Annotated in this window: 12 protein-coding genes; 5 read left to right on the top strand and 7 right to left on the bottom strand. The window is 60.8% G+C overall.

From position 1 onward, the window contains the following. Positions 1-64 precede the first annotated feature (64 nt). On the bottom strand, positions 65-1279 hold the full coding sequence (locus OK142_RS15435) for an amino acid ABC transporter substrate-binding protein (RefSeq protein ID WP_498683694.1): 1215 nt from the start codon (positions 1277-1279) through the stop codon (positions 65-67). 133 nt (positions 1280-1412) lie between these two features. Here OK142_RS15435 and OK142_RS15440 point away from each other — a divergent pair, with 133 nt between their 5' ends. After that, complete coding sequence (locus OK142_RS15440; protein WP_498683695.1) at positions 1413-2288, top strand: helix-turn-helix transcriptional regulator; 876 nt, start codon at positions 1413-1415, stop codon at positions 2286-2288. A gap of 129 nt (positions 2289-2417) precedes the next feature. Continuing rightward, positions 2418-2594, top strand: coding sequence for a hypothetical protein (locus OK142_RS15445; protein WP_080600467.1), 177 nt, complete (start codon positions 2418-2420; stop codon positions 2592-2594). Positions 2595-2821: 227 nt separating this feature from the next. On the opposite strand, the gene katG is transcribed toward OK142_RS15445, so the two are convergent. Beyond that, the gene (gene katG, locus OK142_RS15450; RefSeq protein WP_498683697.1) at positions 2822-4993 is read right to left on the bottom strand and encodes a catalase/peroxidase HPI; all 2172 of its coding nucleotides are present in this window, start codon (positions 4991-4993) and stop codon (positions 2822-2824) included. A 215-nt stretch (positions 4994-5208) separates the two neighbouring features. Between katG and OK142_RS15455 the strand changes: the two genes are divergently transcribed. After that, positions 5209-6129, top strand: a complete 921-nt coding sequence (locus OK142_RS15455) for a hydrogen peroxide-inducible genes activator (protein WP_498683699.1) — start codon at positions 5209-5211, stop codon at positions 6127-6129. Here the strand turns inward: OK142_RS15455 and OK142_RS15460 are convergent. The 4 genes from OK142_RS15460 to OK142_RS15475 all read right to left on the bottom strand — a co-directional run bounded on the left by OK142_RS15460 (position 6109) and on the right by OK142_RS15475 (position 10221). Beyond that, positions 6109-7101, bottom strand: coding sequence for a DUF535 family protein (locus tag OK142_RS15460; RefSeq protein ID WP_498683701.1), 993 nt, complete (start codon positions 7099-7101; stop codon positions 6109-6111). The genes OK142_RS15455 and OK142_RS15460 overlap by 21 nt on opposite strands. Positions 7102-7228: 127 nt before the next feature. After that, the gene (locus OK142_RS15465) at positions 7229-8107 is read right to left on the bottom strand and encodes a DUF3313 domain-containing protein (RefSeq protein ID WP_498683702.1); all 879 of its coding nucleotides are present in this window, start codon (positions 8105-8107) and stop codon (positions 7229-7231) included. Positions 8108-8215: 108 nt separating this feature from the next. Continuing rightward, positions 8216-9550: a sensor histidine kinase gene (locus tag OK142_RS15470; RefSeq protein ID WP_498683703.1), complete on the bottom strand. Its 1335-nt coding sequence runs from the start codon at positions 9548-9550 to the stop codon at positions 8216-8218. After that, entirely contained in the window at positions 9547-10221 is a 675-nt protein-coding gene (locus OK142_RS15475) for a response regulator transcription factor (RefSeq protein ID WP_498683704.1), read from the bottom strand. Before OK142_RS15475 ends, OK142_RS15470 begins: the two co-directional genes overlap by 4 nt. Positions 10222-10408: 187 nt before the next feature. Between OK142_RS15475 and OK142_RS15480 the strand changes: the two genes are divergently transcribed. Together OK142_RS15480 and OK142_RS15485 are read left to right on the top strand one after the other, a co-directional pair. Beyond that, positions 10409-11557 carry an efflux RND transporter periplasmic adaptor subunit gene (locus tag OK142_RS15480; RefSeq protein ID WP_498683705.1) on the top strand — a complete coding sequence of 383 codons (1149 nt, stop codon included), beginning with the start codon at positions 10409-10411 and terminating at the stop codon, positions 11555-11557. A 1-nt stretch (position 11558) separates the two neighbouring features. Further along, positions 11559-14711 (top strand): efflux RND transporter permease subunit, encoded by a 3153-nt coding sequence (locus OK142_RS15485; RefSeq protein ID WP_498683707.1) that lies wholly within the window; start codon positions 11559-11561, stop codon positions 14709-14711. A 15-nt stretch (positions 14712-14726) separates the two neighbouring features. Here the strand turns inward: OK142_RS15485 and OK142_RS15490 are convergent, their stop codons facing one another. Next, complete coding sequence (locus OK142_RS15490; protein ID WP_082184779.1) at positions 14727-15269, bottom strand: NUDIX hydrolase; 543 nt, start codon at positions 15267-15269, stop codon at positions 14727-14729. Positions 15270-15274: the final 5 nt, after the last annotated feature.

Below are 15274 nucleotides of genomic sequence, written 5' to 3' on the forward strand. Positions count from 1 at the left end.
CTCTCCAGTATGGGAAGTGACCGAAGCCTGCGGGCCGGGGTTTACCACCCCGGCTCGCAAGGACTTACCATTGCGGCTTCGGAACGACTGGCTTTGCCGCACCCGGCCGGTCTGCGGGGGCAATCGCCACGAAACGATCGCCCTGCCATTGCCCCGCCCACCAGAGCTGGCGAAGCTGGTTGTCCTCGAGCTTGACCGGGCCGATGACGGTTTCGAAACTTCCCGTCGAGAGGTCGCCCGCAACCGCCGCCTTGTCGAGGCCGACGCGCTGGATGGACTGGGCGAGCATTTCGAGGCTCGCATAGGTTATGGCGCTTGCCCAGCTGTCCGGCTTTACGCCGATGAAGGCCTCGTGGCGCTTGAAATAGTCCTCGATCTTTGCGCTGCTGCCATCGACACCGCCGATGCTGATCACGCCCTCATGTTTGCCATCCGACACTTTCGGGAAGATCGGGAAAGCACCGCCGACGCCGACATAGAGCACCTTCGGGTTGAACTTTGCCGTCTGCGCCTGTTTCGTCACCGCGAAACTGTCAGGCGGATAGGAAAACGCGATGAAGCTGTCGGCCCCGCTCGCCGCCGCCTCATTGACCAGCGCTGCGAAATCGGAGGTGCCGACCGGATAGGTCTTGTCATAGGCAAGCGTAAAGCCCGCTTCCTTCAGCGCCGGCCGCGCCGCCTTGATGAGATCGATGCCGAAACCGTCGGCCACGGAAATCACCGCGACCTTGTCATTGATCTGGCCGGCAGCGCGCGCGGCTTTCAGAACGTCGGCAAGCGCATTGGCATAGTCATGGCCGCCGCCCAGCATCCAGAAGCTCTTTTTCCAGCGCGCCGCAAAATCGGGCGCCTTGTCTGTCACGCCGGTCACGGCCAGCTGCGGATACCCGAAACGGTCGTAAAGTGGCGCGACGGCGAGGTTGAACCCCGTGCCCCAGGGCGGCAGGATGAAATCGACCTTGTCCTGGCTTGCCAGACGCTCGGTGAACCGTACCGCGTCTTCGGCAGACGAGCGGTCGTCATATTCGACCACTTCCACCGGCAGGCGCTTTCCGTCCGGCAAGGTGAGGCCGCCGGCATCGTTGACTTCCTTCACCCATAATTTGTAGTTCGGAATGGTGGTGATGCCCGCGCCCGTGGCATTGGCGCCGCTTTTGGAAACGGCGTAACCGATCTTCACCGATGTACGGTCCTGTGCATGGACATGGCCGAGCGACACTGCCGACAGGGCAGCACCGGAGAGCAGGCAGAACAGCGTTCTGCGCTTCAGACTATTCATGATTTTCCTCCCAAGGCGCGTTAGTGGGGTGGCCGTTCTCCTCAAGGCTTTCCCTGCGCTGATGAAAGTTTAGCAACGACAGGCGCATATAAAATGCACTAGTGTAGTGCATTATTGTACTTTTGGAGGATGAATGCCGCTTCACAGCCAGATAGCTGCAAACAGGATTGAGACGACGGCGCGCATGCTCACCTCGTCGCTACGCGTGTCTGAGTTCAAACTGGAACGCGGCGGAGCCCATCTTGTCCTCCTCTCTGCCGGGGAAGCGGAGATCGTTCAGGGAGAAAGGACACTTGTCATTACCGCACCGGGGCTTGCCTGGTTGCCCTCCGCCGGTCCAGTCGGCCGCCTGAGGCTCAATGCCGGCAGTCGCGGATCGCTGCTGAAAACGACCGAAATCGGCCTTGCGCACGCCATGCCGACCGGAACGAGCGCCATGACGGTGCGCAGCACATTGCAGCGCGTCCTGACACAAACGCTGACGGAAAAGGATCGGAAGGAACTGGCGGGTTATCTCGACACCATCGCGGATGAAAATTTCCGGTCGACAACCGGCTCGGATACGATCATCGCCAGCCTGTTATCCGTCACCCTTATCCGCATCTGCCAGCACGCCATGGCCGACGTTGCAGGTGCGGCTTCCACGGCGGGCAGCCTTACCGAGCGGTTTGTGTTGCTGGTCAGCCAGCACAAGCGCGATCAATGGGGCGTGGAAGACTATGCGGGGCAACTCGGCGTCAACCGTGAACGCCTCGGATTTGCGGTGCGCAAGGCGACAGGGCTTTCACCACAGGCCTATATTCACCGCGAACTGCTTTCCGAAGCCCGCGACCTTCTTCTTAACTCTTCACTGCAAGTTGCTGAAATCGCGTTTCGATTGGGATTTCAGGACCCGGGATATTTCAACCGCTTCTTCACCCGCAACGAGGGCACCTCACCCGGACGTTTCCGGCGAATGGGGATGCGCATGCAGACCATACCGCCGCCGTCCTATGCGGCATGGCCGTGAGTTCTGTTCCATGGTTGGAATGCAAGCATTGTCATGTTGCCATGCGATCCCGCAACAAAGTAAGCCCTGGAACCTCCGCACCGGCCATCCGTTGATCTCCAGATGAATGAAATCACGAAGGAGATGACAATGAACGACAAAAAGGAACCGGGCGATTTCGCCGACAAGAAGCGCGAAGAACAGGGCCGCGGCGTCATCGTCGCGGGGCCGGATGCCCATGAAAATGAAAAGGGCGGCAAAGCGCCGTCGGGGAAAGCCGAAAAATCATCCCCGGACAAACCGATAAAGTCCTCGGACCGTAGATAAGTTGGTGAGGTTGCGCGGCTTTACATTCAAGCCAAAAACTTCTGAATCCTTCTCCTCCGTCATCCTCGGGTTTGTTCCGGGGGTCCACAAATGTCTCAAGCGATTTGACGGGGATGGATCCTCTGGTCAAGCCCGAGGATGACGTCGAGTTCGGGCAACAATCTATCTACTTGCACCTCCCTGATTGCTCAGGAAGGTGCTTTTTATCGGGTTCGTTTCACTTCCGATCAGAGAAGGTCGAAACGGTCAGCGTTCATCACCTTCGTCCAGGCGGCGATGAAATCGCGAACGAACTTTTCCTTGTTGTCGTCCTGCGCGTAAACTTCCGCATAGGCACGCAGGATCGAGTTGGAGCCGATCACGAGGTCTACGCGCGTCGCCGTATAGCGCGTTGCTCCGGACTTGCGATCGCGGATCTCGTAGAGATTGCCGCCGGTCGGAACCCAGGAATAGGCCATATCCGTCAGCGTTGCGAAGAAGTCGGTGGTGAGCGAACCGGGGGTCTGCGTGAACACACCATGGGCCGCGCCGCCGTAATTGGCGCCGATGACGCGCAGGCCGCCGATGAGAACCGTCAGTTCCGGCGCGGTGAGGCCTAGAAGCTGTGCGCGGTCCAGAAGCAGTTCTTCAGGGCTGACGACATAGTCCTTCTTTACCCAGTTGCGGAAACCATCCGCCAGCGGCTCGAGCGGTGCAAAGCTGTCCGCGTCGGTCTGCTCGGCGGAGGCATCGCCACGGCCGGGTGCGAAAGGCACGGCGATGTCGAAGCCGGCAGCTTTCGCCGCCTGTTCCACACCGTAATTGCCGGCGAGAACAATCACATCCGCAATGCTCGCGCCGGTTTCACGGGCAATCGGTTCCAGAACCGAGAGCACGTGGGAAAGACGGGCCGGCTCGTTGCCTTCCCAGTCCTTCTGCGGTGCGAGGCGGATACGGGCACCATTGGCGCCGCCGCGATTGTCCGAACCACGGAAGGTGCGGGCGCTATCCCATGCGGTCGAAACCAGATCGGCAACAGGCAGACCGGAAGCAGCGATCTTCGCCTTTACCGCGGCAACATCGTAGCTCGTGGAACCCGCCGGAATGGGATCCTGCCAGATCAGGTCCTCAGTCGGAACGTCGGGACCGATGTAACGGGCCTTCGGACCCATGTCGCGGTGGGTCAGCTTGAACCAGGCGCGGGCGAAGACGTCGGAGAAATGGTCCTGATCGTCCTTGAACTTCAGCGAAATCTCGCGGTAGATCGGATCGACCTTCAGGGCCATGTCGGCATCGGTCATCATCGGTATGGTGCGGATCGAGGAATCCTCGACGTCAACCGGCTTGTCCTCTTCGGCGATCGTGATCGGCGCCCATTGCGATGCACCGGCGGGGCTGTGCGTCAATGTCCACTCATGCTTGAAGAGCATGTCGAAGAAGCCGTTGTCCCACTTGGTCGGTTCGCTCGTCCACGCGCCTTCGATACCCGACACGACCGTGTCGCGGCCAATACCGCGGCCCTGGGTGTTGATCCAGCCAAGACCCTGATATTCCGGGCCTGCAGCTTCCGGATCGGGGCTGAGATTGGCGGCGCTGCCATTGCCGTGGGATTTGCCGATGGTGTGGCCACCGGCGGTGAGAGCCACGGTTTCCTCGTCATCCATGCCCATGCGGGCAAAGGTCTCGCGCATCTGCGCCGCCGTCGCCAGCGGATCGGACTTGCCGTTGACGCCTTCCGGGTTGACGTAGATGAGGCCCATCTGCACGGCGGCAAGCGGGTTTTCCAGCGTCGCGGGCTTGGTCACGTCGCCGTAACGGCCGTCGCTCGGCGCCAGCCATTCCTTTTCGTCACCCCAATAGGTGTCCTTTTCCGGTGCCCAGATATCCTCGCGACCGAAAGCGAAACCAAAGGTCTTGAGACCGGCAACATCGTAAGCGATCGTTCCGGCCAGCGCGATGAGGTCAGCCCAGGAAATCTTGTTGCCGTATTTCTTCTTGATCGGCCACAGCAGGCGGCGGCCCTTGTCGGTATTGACATTGTCAGGCCAGGAATTCAACGGCGCAAAGCGCTGGTTGCCGGTGTTGGCGCCGCCACGACCGTCCGTTACGCGGTAGGAGCCGGCCGCATGCCAGGTAACGCGGGCCATCATGCCCACATAGCTGCCCCAGTCGGCCGGCCACCATTCCTGGCTGTCGGTCATCAGGGCGCGCAGATCGGCCTTCAGGGCCTCGACGTCGAGCGTCTTCAGCGCTTCACGGTAGTTGAAGGAGGTGCCGAGCGGATTGGTCTTGGTGTCGTGCTGATGCAGGATGTCGAGGTTCAGCGCATTCGGCCACCATTCGGTCACCGATTTACCGGAGGCCGTGTTGCCTCCATGCATGACGGGACACTTGCCAGCCGGTTTTGAAGTTGCGTCCATTTCGCCCTCCGATGGGTTTAGCAATTAAACAAAATAATCATTGCGACATGTGCAGCATGTTGGCGCCAGAACCCGCAGCAGGCCATCTGATGAACACCGTATAGCGGGTTTGGCGATCCTTCATCGCTACATCCTGTTTCTGTCATGAAGATGACTAACAGCCGGGTTCCATAATTTCCAATTGTATATTCTAAAGGCTGCGATATGCTGAACTTATGATTGCCCTTTCTATGAAACATCTCCGCTACTTCGATGCGCTGGCCAAGATCGGCCATTTCGGACGGGCGGCGGAAGCCTGCGCCATTTCCCAGCCAGCCCTTTCGCTGCAGATCCGGGAACTTGAGGAATTGATCGGCGCGCCGCTCGTCGAACGCGGCAGCCGACAGATCAGGCTCACCGCTCTTGGCGAGGAATTTGCCGAGCGCACCCGTTCAATCCTGCGCTCGGTGGATGAGTTGCAGGATCTGGCGCGGGCGCGGCATGGTCCTCTCAGCGGCCGCCTGCGCATCGGCGTCATTCCAACCGTAGCACCCTATCTTTTACCACAGGTCATCAAGACACTCACCCGGCATTATCCCGGACTGGAGGCGCGCCCGCGTGAGGCGGTGACGCAGAAACTCATCGAGGACCTTCTGGAAGCCCGGCTGGATATGGCAATCGTCGCCCTTCCGGTGTCCGAACCGTCGCTGGAAGAGGTCCCGCTGTTTTCAGAGGAATTCATTCTCGTGCGGCCGATGGAAGATGCGGGCATGCCGGTGCCCAGCGCCGACAAACTTGGCGAAATGCGCCTGCTGCTACTGGAGGAAGGCCATTGTTTCCGCAATCAGGCGCTTTCCTTCTGCAGCACCACCAATGCGCCGCCGCGGGTGCTGATGGAGGGCAGCTCCCTTTCGACGCTGGTGCAGATGGTCGGCGCCGGCATCGGCGTCACGCTCATCCCGCAGATGGCGGTCGATATGGAAACCCGGCAATCCACCGTTTCGGTGTTCCGGCTGGCGGAACCGCGGCCCTCGCGAACCATCGGCATGGTGTGGCGCAAGAGCAATCCGCTTTCGGCGCAGTTTACCCACATCGCCGAAATCGTCCGGGAATGCGGCCTGCAGAAACTGGGCCTCTCAGACGCGCCCGAAACCTAGAGTGTCGCTCGACCTGCTCTCGCAAAATCTCTCAGCGAGGCTGAAGAATGCGAGCTTCATGTGGCTGCGCTTGTCCGCACCGCCAAGCGCGGAGACAGGCACCTTGAAACCGAAAATGTCATCCGGTTCGGCGCAGCGTTCCCGCCAGAAGGCGTCGATATCCGCCAGCAACATTTTTTGCCGCTTCGCGCGACGGCGCGTGATCGGATGTCTGGCGTGGTCGATTGCAAAATACGCGCCTGCATTCCCCGGCAGAAACCCTTGCAGGACCATCAGCACCGCCTCCTTCGGGCGAAGGCCCGACAGGTCGCGGGTGACAGCCACCATCTCATGTTTTGCGGCGCGCGGTCCCTGCATCCCCCCGACCACAACCGTCCAGTCTTCCCCCTGGCGCTGTGCTGCGAAAATGAACTTGACCGTCCAGAGGATGGTGTCGTCGCGCGCGCGGATCAGTCTCACCGCGAAAGCGCCCTCGTGCCGGCCGCCGCAGAGATCCGCCAGGGCCAGAGTGCAGCGATACACGTCGCCACGACCGCTTACGGTGCCAATCTCCATCGTCTTCCCAGCCCAAAGCGAGGCCATGGTATCCGCTGCGAAACACTTGCTGGCGAGCACGAAATTATCCATCAGGAAATCAAGTCGCTTTCGGTAGGAGATTCTGCCCATGAGGAATTTCGACAGGGGTTTTTGAAGAAGCGCGTCATGCGGTAAAGGCAGGTTTCGCTCGACTGAAAACCGCTCGAGATACCGCCACCATCGAAAGGTCGTGAAGGGATGCGCAGCAAAACGCATCCAGAAAAGCAGGCCTCGTTTCCAATGGGCGCGCAGGATGAATGTGGCGATACTCCATCCCATTGAAAACCGGTGCGGCTCCGGGCAATCGACGGATGCCGTCTCTGAAGCGAGGGAAATCAATTCTGATCCGGAAATGGATTTCTCCGCCTCCAAGGCGGAAATATCTATATACTGCATTTAATAATTCCGAATTATATTAGTAATTTATATAAGTTTCATGAGAATTTGGATCATGACTCCGCCGAGCGTGGTCGCACGACACCGATTTATGGCGCGAGTTCCAGCCCGGCAGAGACCGGTCGTCCTATTGAGGTCGCGGCTTTGCGTCTTTTTCGGTCCATTCGGGCGGCGCACCGAACTGGTCGGCCACCATACCCTGCAAACCGCGCGAGCGGCCGTAAGCATCGCATTCGGCATATTTGGGCTTTCCGCCCAGCGCCGATTTGATGCGGTGGCCGGACGGGAGTGACATGTCCAGGCCCTCGGATTCTTTGCCGGTAACCAGAATGCGCGCGAAGTGGTTGGCAAAATCGGCCGCAAGCCCATAGGCATCACCGATTTGCGAAACGCGGGCGCTGTCGGTGAAGGAGTTTGCACCCTTCGACCAGACGGCCGCCGCACGCTGAACGCCGGCATTGTCCACCGCCTCCGCTTCGACGGCGAGGCCGCCGAGACCGACGGGCAGGCGCGGCACGCCAACCGGCAGCACGAGGTTGCTGCCAAGCGAAACGGCTGTCGATACGCCGGCCATGGTCTTGTCGGTCGGCACCAGATCGGTAATGACGGTTCGCACCGTCATATCCGCCGGCTGACCAAGGGCGGCGATCCGGTATTTATCGCTCAAAGCCACGCAGACGGCGCGATCCAGCGCATTTGAAACAAGCGTCCGGTCCTTTTCCGATGTCACGCGCGCGGCGGCGGCGAAGGAAAAGGTGGTCGGCACGATGGCGACCGTTTTGACGGTCGCCAGCCCCTTGGCATCCACGAATATCCGTGACTTGGTGAACTTGCCCTTGGCCGGGCTGAGCTGCGCGTAGGAGGTGAGTGTCCCCCCTTCCTTGAGCGGCACGGATGTGCAACCGGACATGATGATGGCGAATGGCAAGGTGGCAAAAGCGATATTGCGGCTGCGCGCCGTCTTGTCGCCTGAAGGCCGGGGGAAGAGATTCCGCTGGTGGCTCACTGCATTACTCCGCTTGGCATGATTGCCCCTGTGCCCACACCCTACGACAGCTAAAATTGCGGCAGCATTACATGTGCGCCCCGCGAAAACCGGTGCGCAAAATTGCGGTCAGAAACGGAGCCGGAAGGTGCTTCCGAAAGCCGTGCTTTCCAGAACGATCTGACCGTTGTGGTTCGCGATGATCTGCTTGACGAGGCTGAGACCGAGCCCCGCTCCCGTGCTGCGCGGCGTAACGCGATAGAATGGCTCGAATATCCGCTCCTGCTGGTCTTCGGCTATTCCCTGCCCCTCGTCGGAAATGGCAATCTCGCCGCTTGCGAGAACCGCCACGTGGATCATCCCCCTGTTTCCACCGTGATCGATGGCGTTGCGCACGATGTTGCTGATGGCGCGCGGCAGCGCGAAGGGGTTGCCCTGCATCTCATGATGCGAGACCTGTGTTTCGAAGGAGATATCGTAACCCGCCGAAATCGCGAGCGGCGCAAGATCCGCAACCACGGTGCGGGCGATCTCGACCAGGTCCACCGTCTCGCGCCGGTCGTTCACCTGATCGTTGCGCTCGAAGGCCAGAAGCTGTTCGGCGGTTTCGCCAAGCCGGGCGACATCCTCCATCAGGCGTTGCTGCTCCGGCCCCGGCAGACCCTCTATGCGGGTCTGCATGATGGCAATCGGCGTTCTGAGCTCATGCGCGGCGTCGATGAGGAAACGCTGTCGCGCCCGGAACTGCTCTTCAAGCCGCTCGAGGATACTGTTGAAGGAAAGGATCAATGGCACGACTTCCCGCGGCACGTCCTCGACGGGAAGTTTCGAACCCGGCTGCCGCGGGTCGATCTCCGGCGCTTTTTTGACGACGGAACTGAGGCCGGCGAGCGCCCGGCGCACGATGCGCGGCACGGAGAAGAAAACCGCAGGCAGGATGACCGCCAGCAGCGGAATGTAAATCGGCGCAGTCCCTACAAGAAGTGTCAGAAACGACGCTCTTACATGAGAGCTTCCACCGAACATCACTCTGATGGGTCCCAACGCGGTGTCGATGGTTTCCGCCAGAGCAACCTCGGAAATGCCGGTACCGCCGCGAATATCGGCGTCTGTCATCATATGAACGTAGCGCGACAGTTCGGCATAGACCGCCGGCACGTTGCCATAGGTCGCCGCCCGTCCGTCAAGCGTGGAGGCCACGAACCAGAGCTTTAGATTTTCCGCCTGCAAGGCGCGCAGCGCCGGCCCCTCGGTAATGATGAGCCCCTTCTGCGGATCGAGTGAAAGCGACTCGTCAAGCGTTGCCGACAGGTTGTCCAAGAGCCCTATGCCGGGTGAGACGACCGTCACACCGTAAATGCAAAGACCGATGATGACCACGGCGATCATGGCGGCTACGACAATGCTGAGCTGCCAGCTCAATTGCCACCACAATGACGGATTGGACTTGCCCTGCGCTTTCATGCCTCTTCCTTCAGCAGATAACCGATGCCGCGAATATTGTGCACGCTCACCCCGGCCGAGGCGTCGAGCAGACGTTTTCGCAGCCGCGATATATGCGCGTCGAGCGCATTGGACTGGATTTCCTCCTCGTAATTGTAGACCGCGGCCTCCAGCGTCGAACGCAGCACGGATTTGCCTTTTCGTTTCGCCAGCGCGACCAGTATCATGAGCTCGCGCCTTGGCAGGTCAAACGGCATCGAATTGATCGTGACGCTGAGGTGAAGCGGATCGATCACGATCCGGCCGGCCGCGACCTGCGTTGGGGCCACACTTGCCGGCCTTCTCAGGACCGCACGTACCCGCGCCAGAAGCTCACCGATGAGAAACGGCTTGCCCAGATAGTCATCGGCGCCGCCGTCCAGTCCGGCAATCCGCTCTTCCGGTTCGTTCATCGCCGTCAACAGGATGATCGGCGTATCGATGCCGGCACGGCGCAGCTGCGGGATGAAGGTGAGCCCCTCGCCGTCAGGCAGACGACGGTCGAGCAGGATGGCGTCATAGACATGCTGGCGCGTCAGCTCCATCGCGTCGCCAAGCCACATCGTATGATCAATGACAATGCCCTGCCTGCCGAGCGTTGCCGTCAGCGCATCCGCCATTTCCTGTTCGTCTTCGATTAGCAGAAGTCTCATGCATCACCGTCCCTTCGCCATCCCTTGTCTGCCAGAAAGGTTGCGGCAGTATTGCGGCAGAGACCGCGCGACGGGGTAATGCTGCTGCAATTGTGGGGGGCTATTCGTTATCCATCAGCCTGAGAGACAGGCGACATGACCGCCAGACAGGCGGTCGCAGGATGTGTTTTGCCTTGAGGATTACGATATGTGGATGAAGAGAACGATCAAGGCGGGGATAGCGCTTGCAGGCTGCGCTCTCGTTGTCACCGCTCTCGATCCGGCGCGCGGCAGCGTCGATGCGAATGAGCGCGTCAAGGGTATCGTCGCAGCCGCCTCGATGAGCCCGGCCGGTATCCCGTTCGAACTGACGGCAGCGGAAATAGCCAAGATCGGCACCCGCGCAATGGTGGAGCGGCTCAGCATCAGCGGCGAGCTTCAGCCGGTCAACCGTGTGGTGATGCGCGCCCGCGAGCCCGGAAAAATTCTAGAGGTGAACGTCCGGGAAGGACAGGCGGTGCATGCGGGCGACGTGCTCGTGCGTTTCGAAACTGACGAACTGCAATCGACGCTGCTCTTGCGCCAAAGCGATCGGGATGCGGCCGAGGCCGAGCTGACGCTGGCGATGCAGGCGCTCGCCCGAACCGAACAGCTCGCCTCGAAAAACATCGCGTCGGCAGAGCAGCTCGACAAGGCGAAAAGCGATGTCGTGGTCAAGACGGCAAGGGTCCAGAGCCTTTCGGCGCAGGTGGATATCGCCCGCCTCGCCCTGCGCAACGCCGAAATCCGCGCACCTTTCGATGGCACAGTCACCCGCCGGCTGGCCGAGCCGGGGTCTCGCGTTGGAAGTGATGGCGAACTGCTCACGCTGGTCGATACCAGCGCGCTGGAGGCGAAGGTCCTCGTCACCACACGGGATATTCCGCGCGTCGCCCTTGGCCAGACGGCGGAGCTGGAGATTGACGGGCTCGGTGGCCAGACCGTCAAAAGCATCGTCGAGCGTATCAGCCCGGTTGCCGAGGATGGTACGCGCTTCGTCGCCGTCTATCTGCGGCTTGCCAATCGCGACGGACAATTATGGGGCGGCATGTTCGCAAGCGGATCGATCCTCGTGCGCGAAAAAAACGATGCCCTCGTCGTCCCCGCAATCGCGTTGCGCAAGGATGAGACCGGCTATCATGTGCTCAAGGTCCTCAACGGCCATCTTCGTCGCCAGACGGTGGCGGTGGGACCGCGCTGGAACGGCGGCAGCCTGATCGAGATCGGCGCGGGGCTTACCGATGGTGAAACCATCCTGACAGCGCCGCTTCCCGAATTGCAGCCCGATATGGCCGTCACCGTCGAGAAGGCAGGCTGACATGTTCTTGACCCGCATATCCGTCGCCCATCCCGTTTTCGCAACCATGATGATGGTGGCGCTTCTGGTCATCGGCACCTTTTCGCTGCAACGGCTGGGGCTCGATCAATATCCCAATGTCGACGTTCCGGTCGTGGTGGTGGTCACCGCCTATCCCGGTGCCACACCGGAGACGGTGGAGACGGAAGTGACGCGACCGGTCGAGGATGCGCTGAATGCCATAGGCGGCCTCGACGAGATCAACTCCACCTCTTACGAAGGCCGCTCCGTCGTCGTCGCGAAATTCAAGCTGGAGGTTAAAAGCGCCGCGGCCGCGCAGGACGTGCGCGACAAGATTGCCGCCATCGAGGCGAATTTCCCCGAAGACGCCAAAAAGCCGGTCATCTCGCGGTTCGATCCCGCCGCCGAGCCGATCCTGTCTTTGGCGATCAGTTCGACATCGCTTGATGTACCTGCGCTCAGCACCCTTGCCGACCAGAAGGTATTACGGCAACTGACGACCGTTCCCGGCGTCGGGCAGGCAACGCTGGTCGGCGCCCGCAAGCGGCAGATCGATGTCACGATCGACGACACGCGCATGCGCGCGCTCAAGGTGGGCATCAATGACGTGGTAAGCGCGCTGCGCACCGGCAACAGCAACAGCCCGGCCGGAAGCGTCATCGATACCGTTTCCGAACGCACCATTCAGGTGCAGGGCCGCATCGACGAGCCGCAGGCGCTGCTGGACATGGTGATCGCAAGGCGTGGCGGCACAGCCATTTATCTTCGCGATGTCGCCTCGATTTCCAAAGGTGCCGCCGATCCGCAAAACCGCGCCCTCTATAATGGCCAGACGGCGCTGGCGATCGACATCGTCAAGGTTCAGGACGCCAATACGGTTCAGGTCGTGACGGATGTGAAGAAGCGCCTCGAGGCACTCAATGTCGAGCTTGCCCCGCAAAATGTGCAATTGCGCGTCGTTACCGACTCTTCCGTTCCCATCAGGGAATCGGTCACCCAGGTGCAGATGACCCTGATCGAAGGAGCCGCGCTCGCCGTCGCCATCGTCTTCCTGTTTCTCAATTCCTGGCGCAGCACGGTCATCACCGGACTGACATTGCCGATCGCCATCATCGGCACGCTCGCGGTCATCGATCTGCTCGGCTTCACGCTCAATACGCTAAGCCTCCTGGCATTGACGCTTTCCATCGGCATTCTGGTGGATGACGCCATTGTCGTGCGCGAAAATATCACCCGCCACCTGCATATGGGGAAATCCCATATCCGCGCGGCACTCGACGGCACGAATGAAATCGGGCTTGCGGTGATCGCGACAACGGCAACCATCGTGGCGGTCTTTTTGCCGGTCGCCTTCATGGATGGCATTATCGGCCGGTTTTTCTACGAGTTCGGCGTCACCGTGTCGGCCGCCGTGTTGATCTCGCTCTTCGTCGCCTTCACGCTTGATCCGATGCTGTCCAGCCTCTGGTACGATCCGGATTCGCAACCCGACGCCCGGCGCGGCCCAATCGGCCGGCTGATCGCCCGCTTCGACCGCGGCTTCGAGTGGCTGGCCGAGCGCTACCGGCTTGCGATCGGCTGGACATTGCGCCACCGTCTTATCACCCTGCTTTCGACGGTCGGCATCTTTGTCGGCAGCCTGTTCATGGTGCCGCTGGTCGGCACGGAATTTGTGCCGGATACGGATGAGGGCCGCTTCCAGATCAGCATTACAGCACCTGTGGGCTCCTCGCTGGATTACACGACGGCGAAAGTGCGGCAGGTTGAGAAGGCGCTCAGGGAATTCCCGGAGGTCGAAATGCTTTATTCCACCGTCAATACCGGCGGTGCCGCCGGCAAACATCGTGCCGCCATCCAGGTCGGGCTGGTGCCGCTTTCGGCGCGCACGCGAACCCCGGTCTCGCTGGCCGAGCCGATCCGCAACCGCCTGTCGGCCATACCGGGCATTGAAGTCACGATCCTGCAGAACGGCCTGGGCGGCGGCGAAAGTCCGGTGCAGCTCAGCATCCTCGGCGACGACCGGGCCATGCTTGAAAAAATCGCCACCGGTCTCATGGAAGACATGAAAAAAGTCCCCGGCCTCGTTGATGTGACCTCCAGCGCCAGGGACGTGACCTCGATCCTTTCCGTGCGTCTCAAACGCGATGCGGCAAGCGATCTTGGCATTTCCAGATCCGATCTGGCCGCCGCGCTCTCTCCGCTCGTCGCTGGCGAGGACGTCTCGAAATGGACGGATGCGGGCGGCAACAGCTACGACATCGTCGTGCGCCTGCCCGGTGAGCGGCGTTCCGATATGACGGCACTCGGTGAATTGATGATTGCGACCAGCCGCATCGCATCGAACGGCGCACCGCAGATGGTGCGTCTCGATCAGGTCGCCGATATCGCCACCGTGCCGGCGCCCGCCGAAATCCGCCGCATCGAGAACCGACGCGAAGTGCTTGTTTCGGCCAATGTCACCGGCCGCACGCTTGGGGACGTGACAAATGCGTTGCAGAGCCTGACCGCCTCCCGCGATCTGCCTGACGGTTACCGCATCCGCTTCGGCGGCGAAGCCGAAACCATGCAGGAAACGGTCGGCCACATGGTCAAGGCGCTCGTTATGGCGGTCATCTTCATCTACATCGTGCTCGCCTCGCAATTTGGCAGTTTCCTGCAACCCCTCGCCATCATGGCGTCGCTACCGCTGTCGCTCATCGGCGTCATCCTCGGATTGATGGTGGCTGGCAGCACGATCAACATGTTCTCGCTGATCGGTTTCATCATGCTGATGGGCCTCGTTACCAAGAACGGCATATTGCTGGTCGATTTTGCCAATCGCGAAAGAAAACGGGGACTGTCGCTGAACGAGGCGCTCGCAAGCGCCGGCGTCATCCGCTTCCGTCCGATCGTCATGACGACGCTTGCAATGATCGCCGGCATGATCCCGCTTGGTCTCGCCATTGGCGGTGGCGGCGCACAACGCGCGCCGATGGCGCATGCGGTGGTCGGCGGCCTCATCAGCTCCACCCTGCTCACCCTGATCGTCGTGCCGGTGATCCTGTCCTATATTGACAGTATCACCCGGCGTTTCGCCCGCCTGCTGCCGAAAGCGCCGGATGAGACGGGCGAAACCGGATTGGCAGACCATCCGGCATCACCGTCGCAGACTTGACCAAAGGATTCGCGGTCAGGGCCTGTCTTCCGCCTGGCGCTTCTTTTTGCCCTTCGGGCGAAAATCGACCAGGAGCGACTTCAGCTCGATTTCCCGGACGCGTCTTGCCGCCTCGTCCGGGCGAACCCATTCGACGAGGCGTTCGCCGCGCTCCTTGAAACTCGCTTCCTCCCCGGTCACCTCGATCTGGAAGACATCGACGACGCAGGGAACGACATCACCATTGTCGAGCATCTTGAGATAGGTGTAGCGGCCGACCGCCTCTTTTTTGACCCGGCCGCGCACGCCCGCCTCCTCCCATGCCTCGATTGCGGCGGCCTGGTGCGGCTTCTTGCGTTTCATCGGCCAGCCGCGCGGAATGATCCAGCGTGCGGTGACGCGTGAAGTGACAACGAGGATTTCGATCTCTTCGCCGCTGCCGGCATAACGGAAGCACAGGGCGGCATATTGCTGCCGGAAAGCGCCGGTGAAGAGCTTTTCGGGAACCGCAGCGAGCTGCTGGAGCAATGTCAGGGGACGCGCCGGACGGGCTTTCCGGCTTTTCTTCGTGGATTTCATATCCG

Origin of the sequence: Agrobacterium sp. BT-220-3 (genome assembly GCF_025910175.1) — a bacterium.
Taxonomy (GTDB): Bacteria; Pseudomonadota; Alphaproteobacteria; order Rhizobiales; family Rhizobiaceae; genus Agrobacterium; species Agrobacterium oryzihabitans.

Bases quoted from the DNA above. Each gene is read 5' to 3' on its own strand.
- OK142_RS15435 (WP_498683694.1), bottom strand. From the start codon at position 1,279: ATGAATAGTCTGAAGCGCAGAACGCTGTTCTGCCTGCTCTCCGGTGCT.
- OK142_RS15440 (WP_498683695.1), top strand. From the start codon at position 1,413: ATGCCGCTTCACAGCCAGATAGCTGCAAACAGGATTGAGACGACGGCG.
- OK142_RS15445 (WP_080600467.1), top strand. From the start codon at position 2,418: ATGAACGACAAAAAGGAACCGGGCGATTTCGCCGACAAGAAGCGCGAA.
- katG (WP_498683697.1), bottom strand. From the start codon at position 4,993: ATGGACGCAACTTCAAAACCGGCTGGCAAGTGTCCCGTCATGCATGGA.
- OK142_RS15455 (WP_498683699.1), top strand. From the start codon at position 5,209: ATGATTGCCCTTTCTATGAAACATCTCCGCTACTTCGATGCGCTGGCC.
- OK142_RS15460 (WP_498683701.1), bottom strand. From the start codon at position 7,101: ATGCAGTATATAGATATTTCCGCCTTGGAGGCGGAGAAATCCATTTCC.
- OK142_RS15470 (WP_498683703.1), bottom strand. From the start codon at position 9,550: ATGAAAGCGCAGGGCAAGTCCAATCCGTCATTGTGGTGGCAATTGAGC.
- OK142_RS15475 (WP_498683704.1), bottom strand. From the start codon at position 10,221: ATGAGACTTCTGCTAATCGAAGACGAACAGGAAATGGCGGATGCGCTG.
- OK142_RS15480 (WP_498683705.1), top strand. From the start codon at position 10,409: ATGTGGATGAAGAGAACGATCAAGGCGGGGATAGCGCTTGCAGGCTGC.
- OK142_RS15485 (WP_498683707.1), top strand. From the start codon at position 11,559: ATGTTCTTGACCCGCATATCCGTCGCCCATCCCGTTTTCGCAACCATG.
- OK142_RS15490 (WP_082184779.1), bottom strand. From the start codon at position 15,269: ATGAAATCCACGAAGAAAAGCCGGAAAGCCCGTCCGGCGCGTCCCCTG.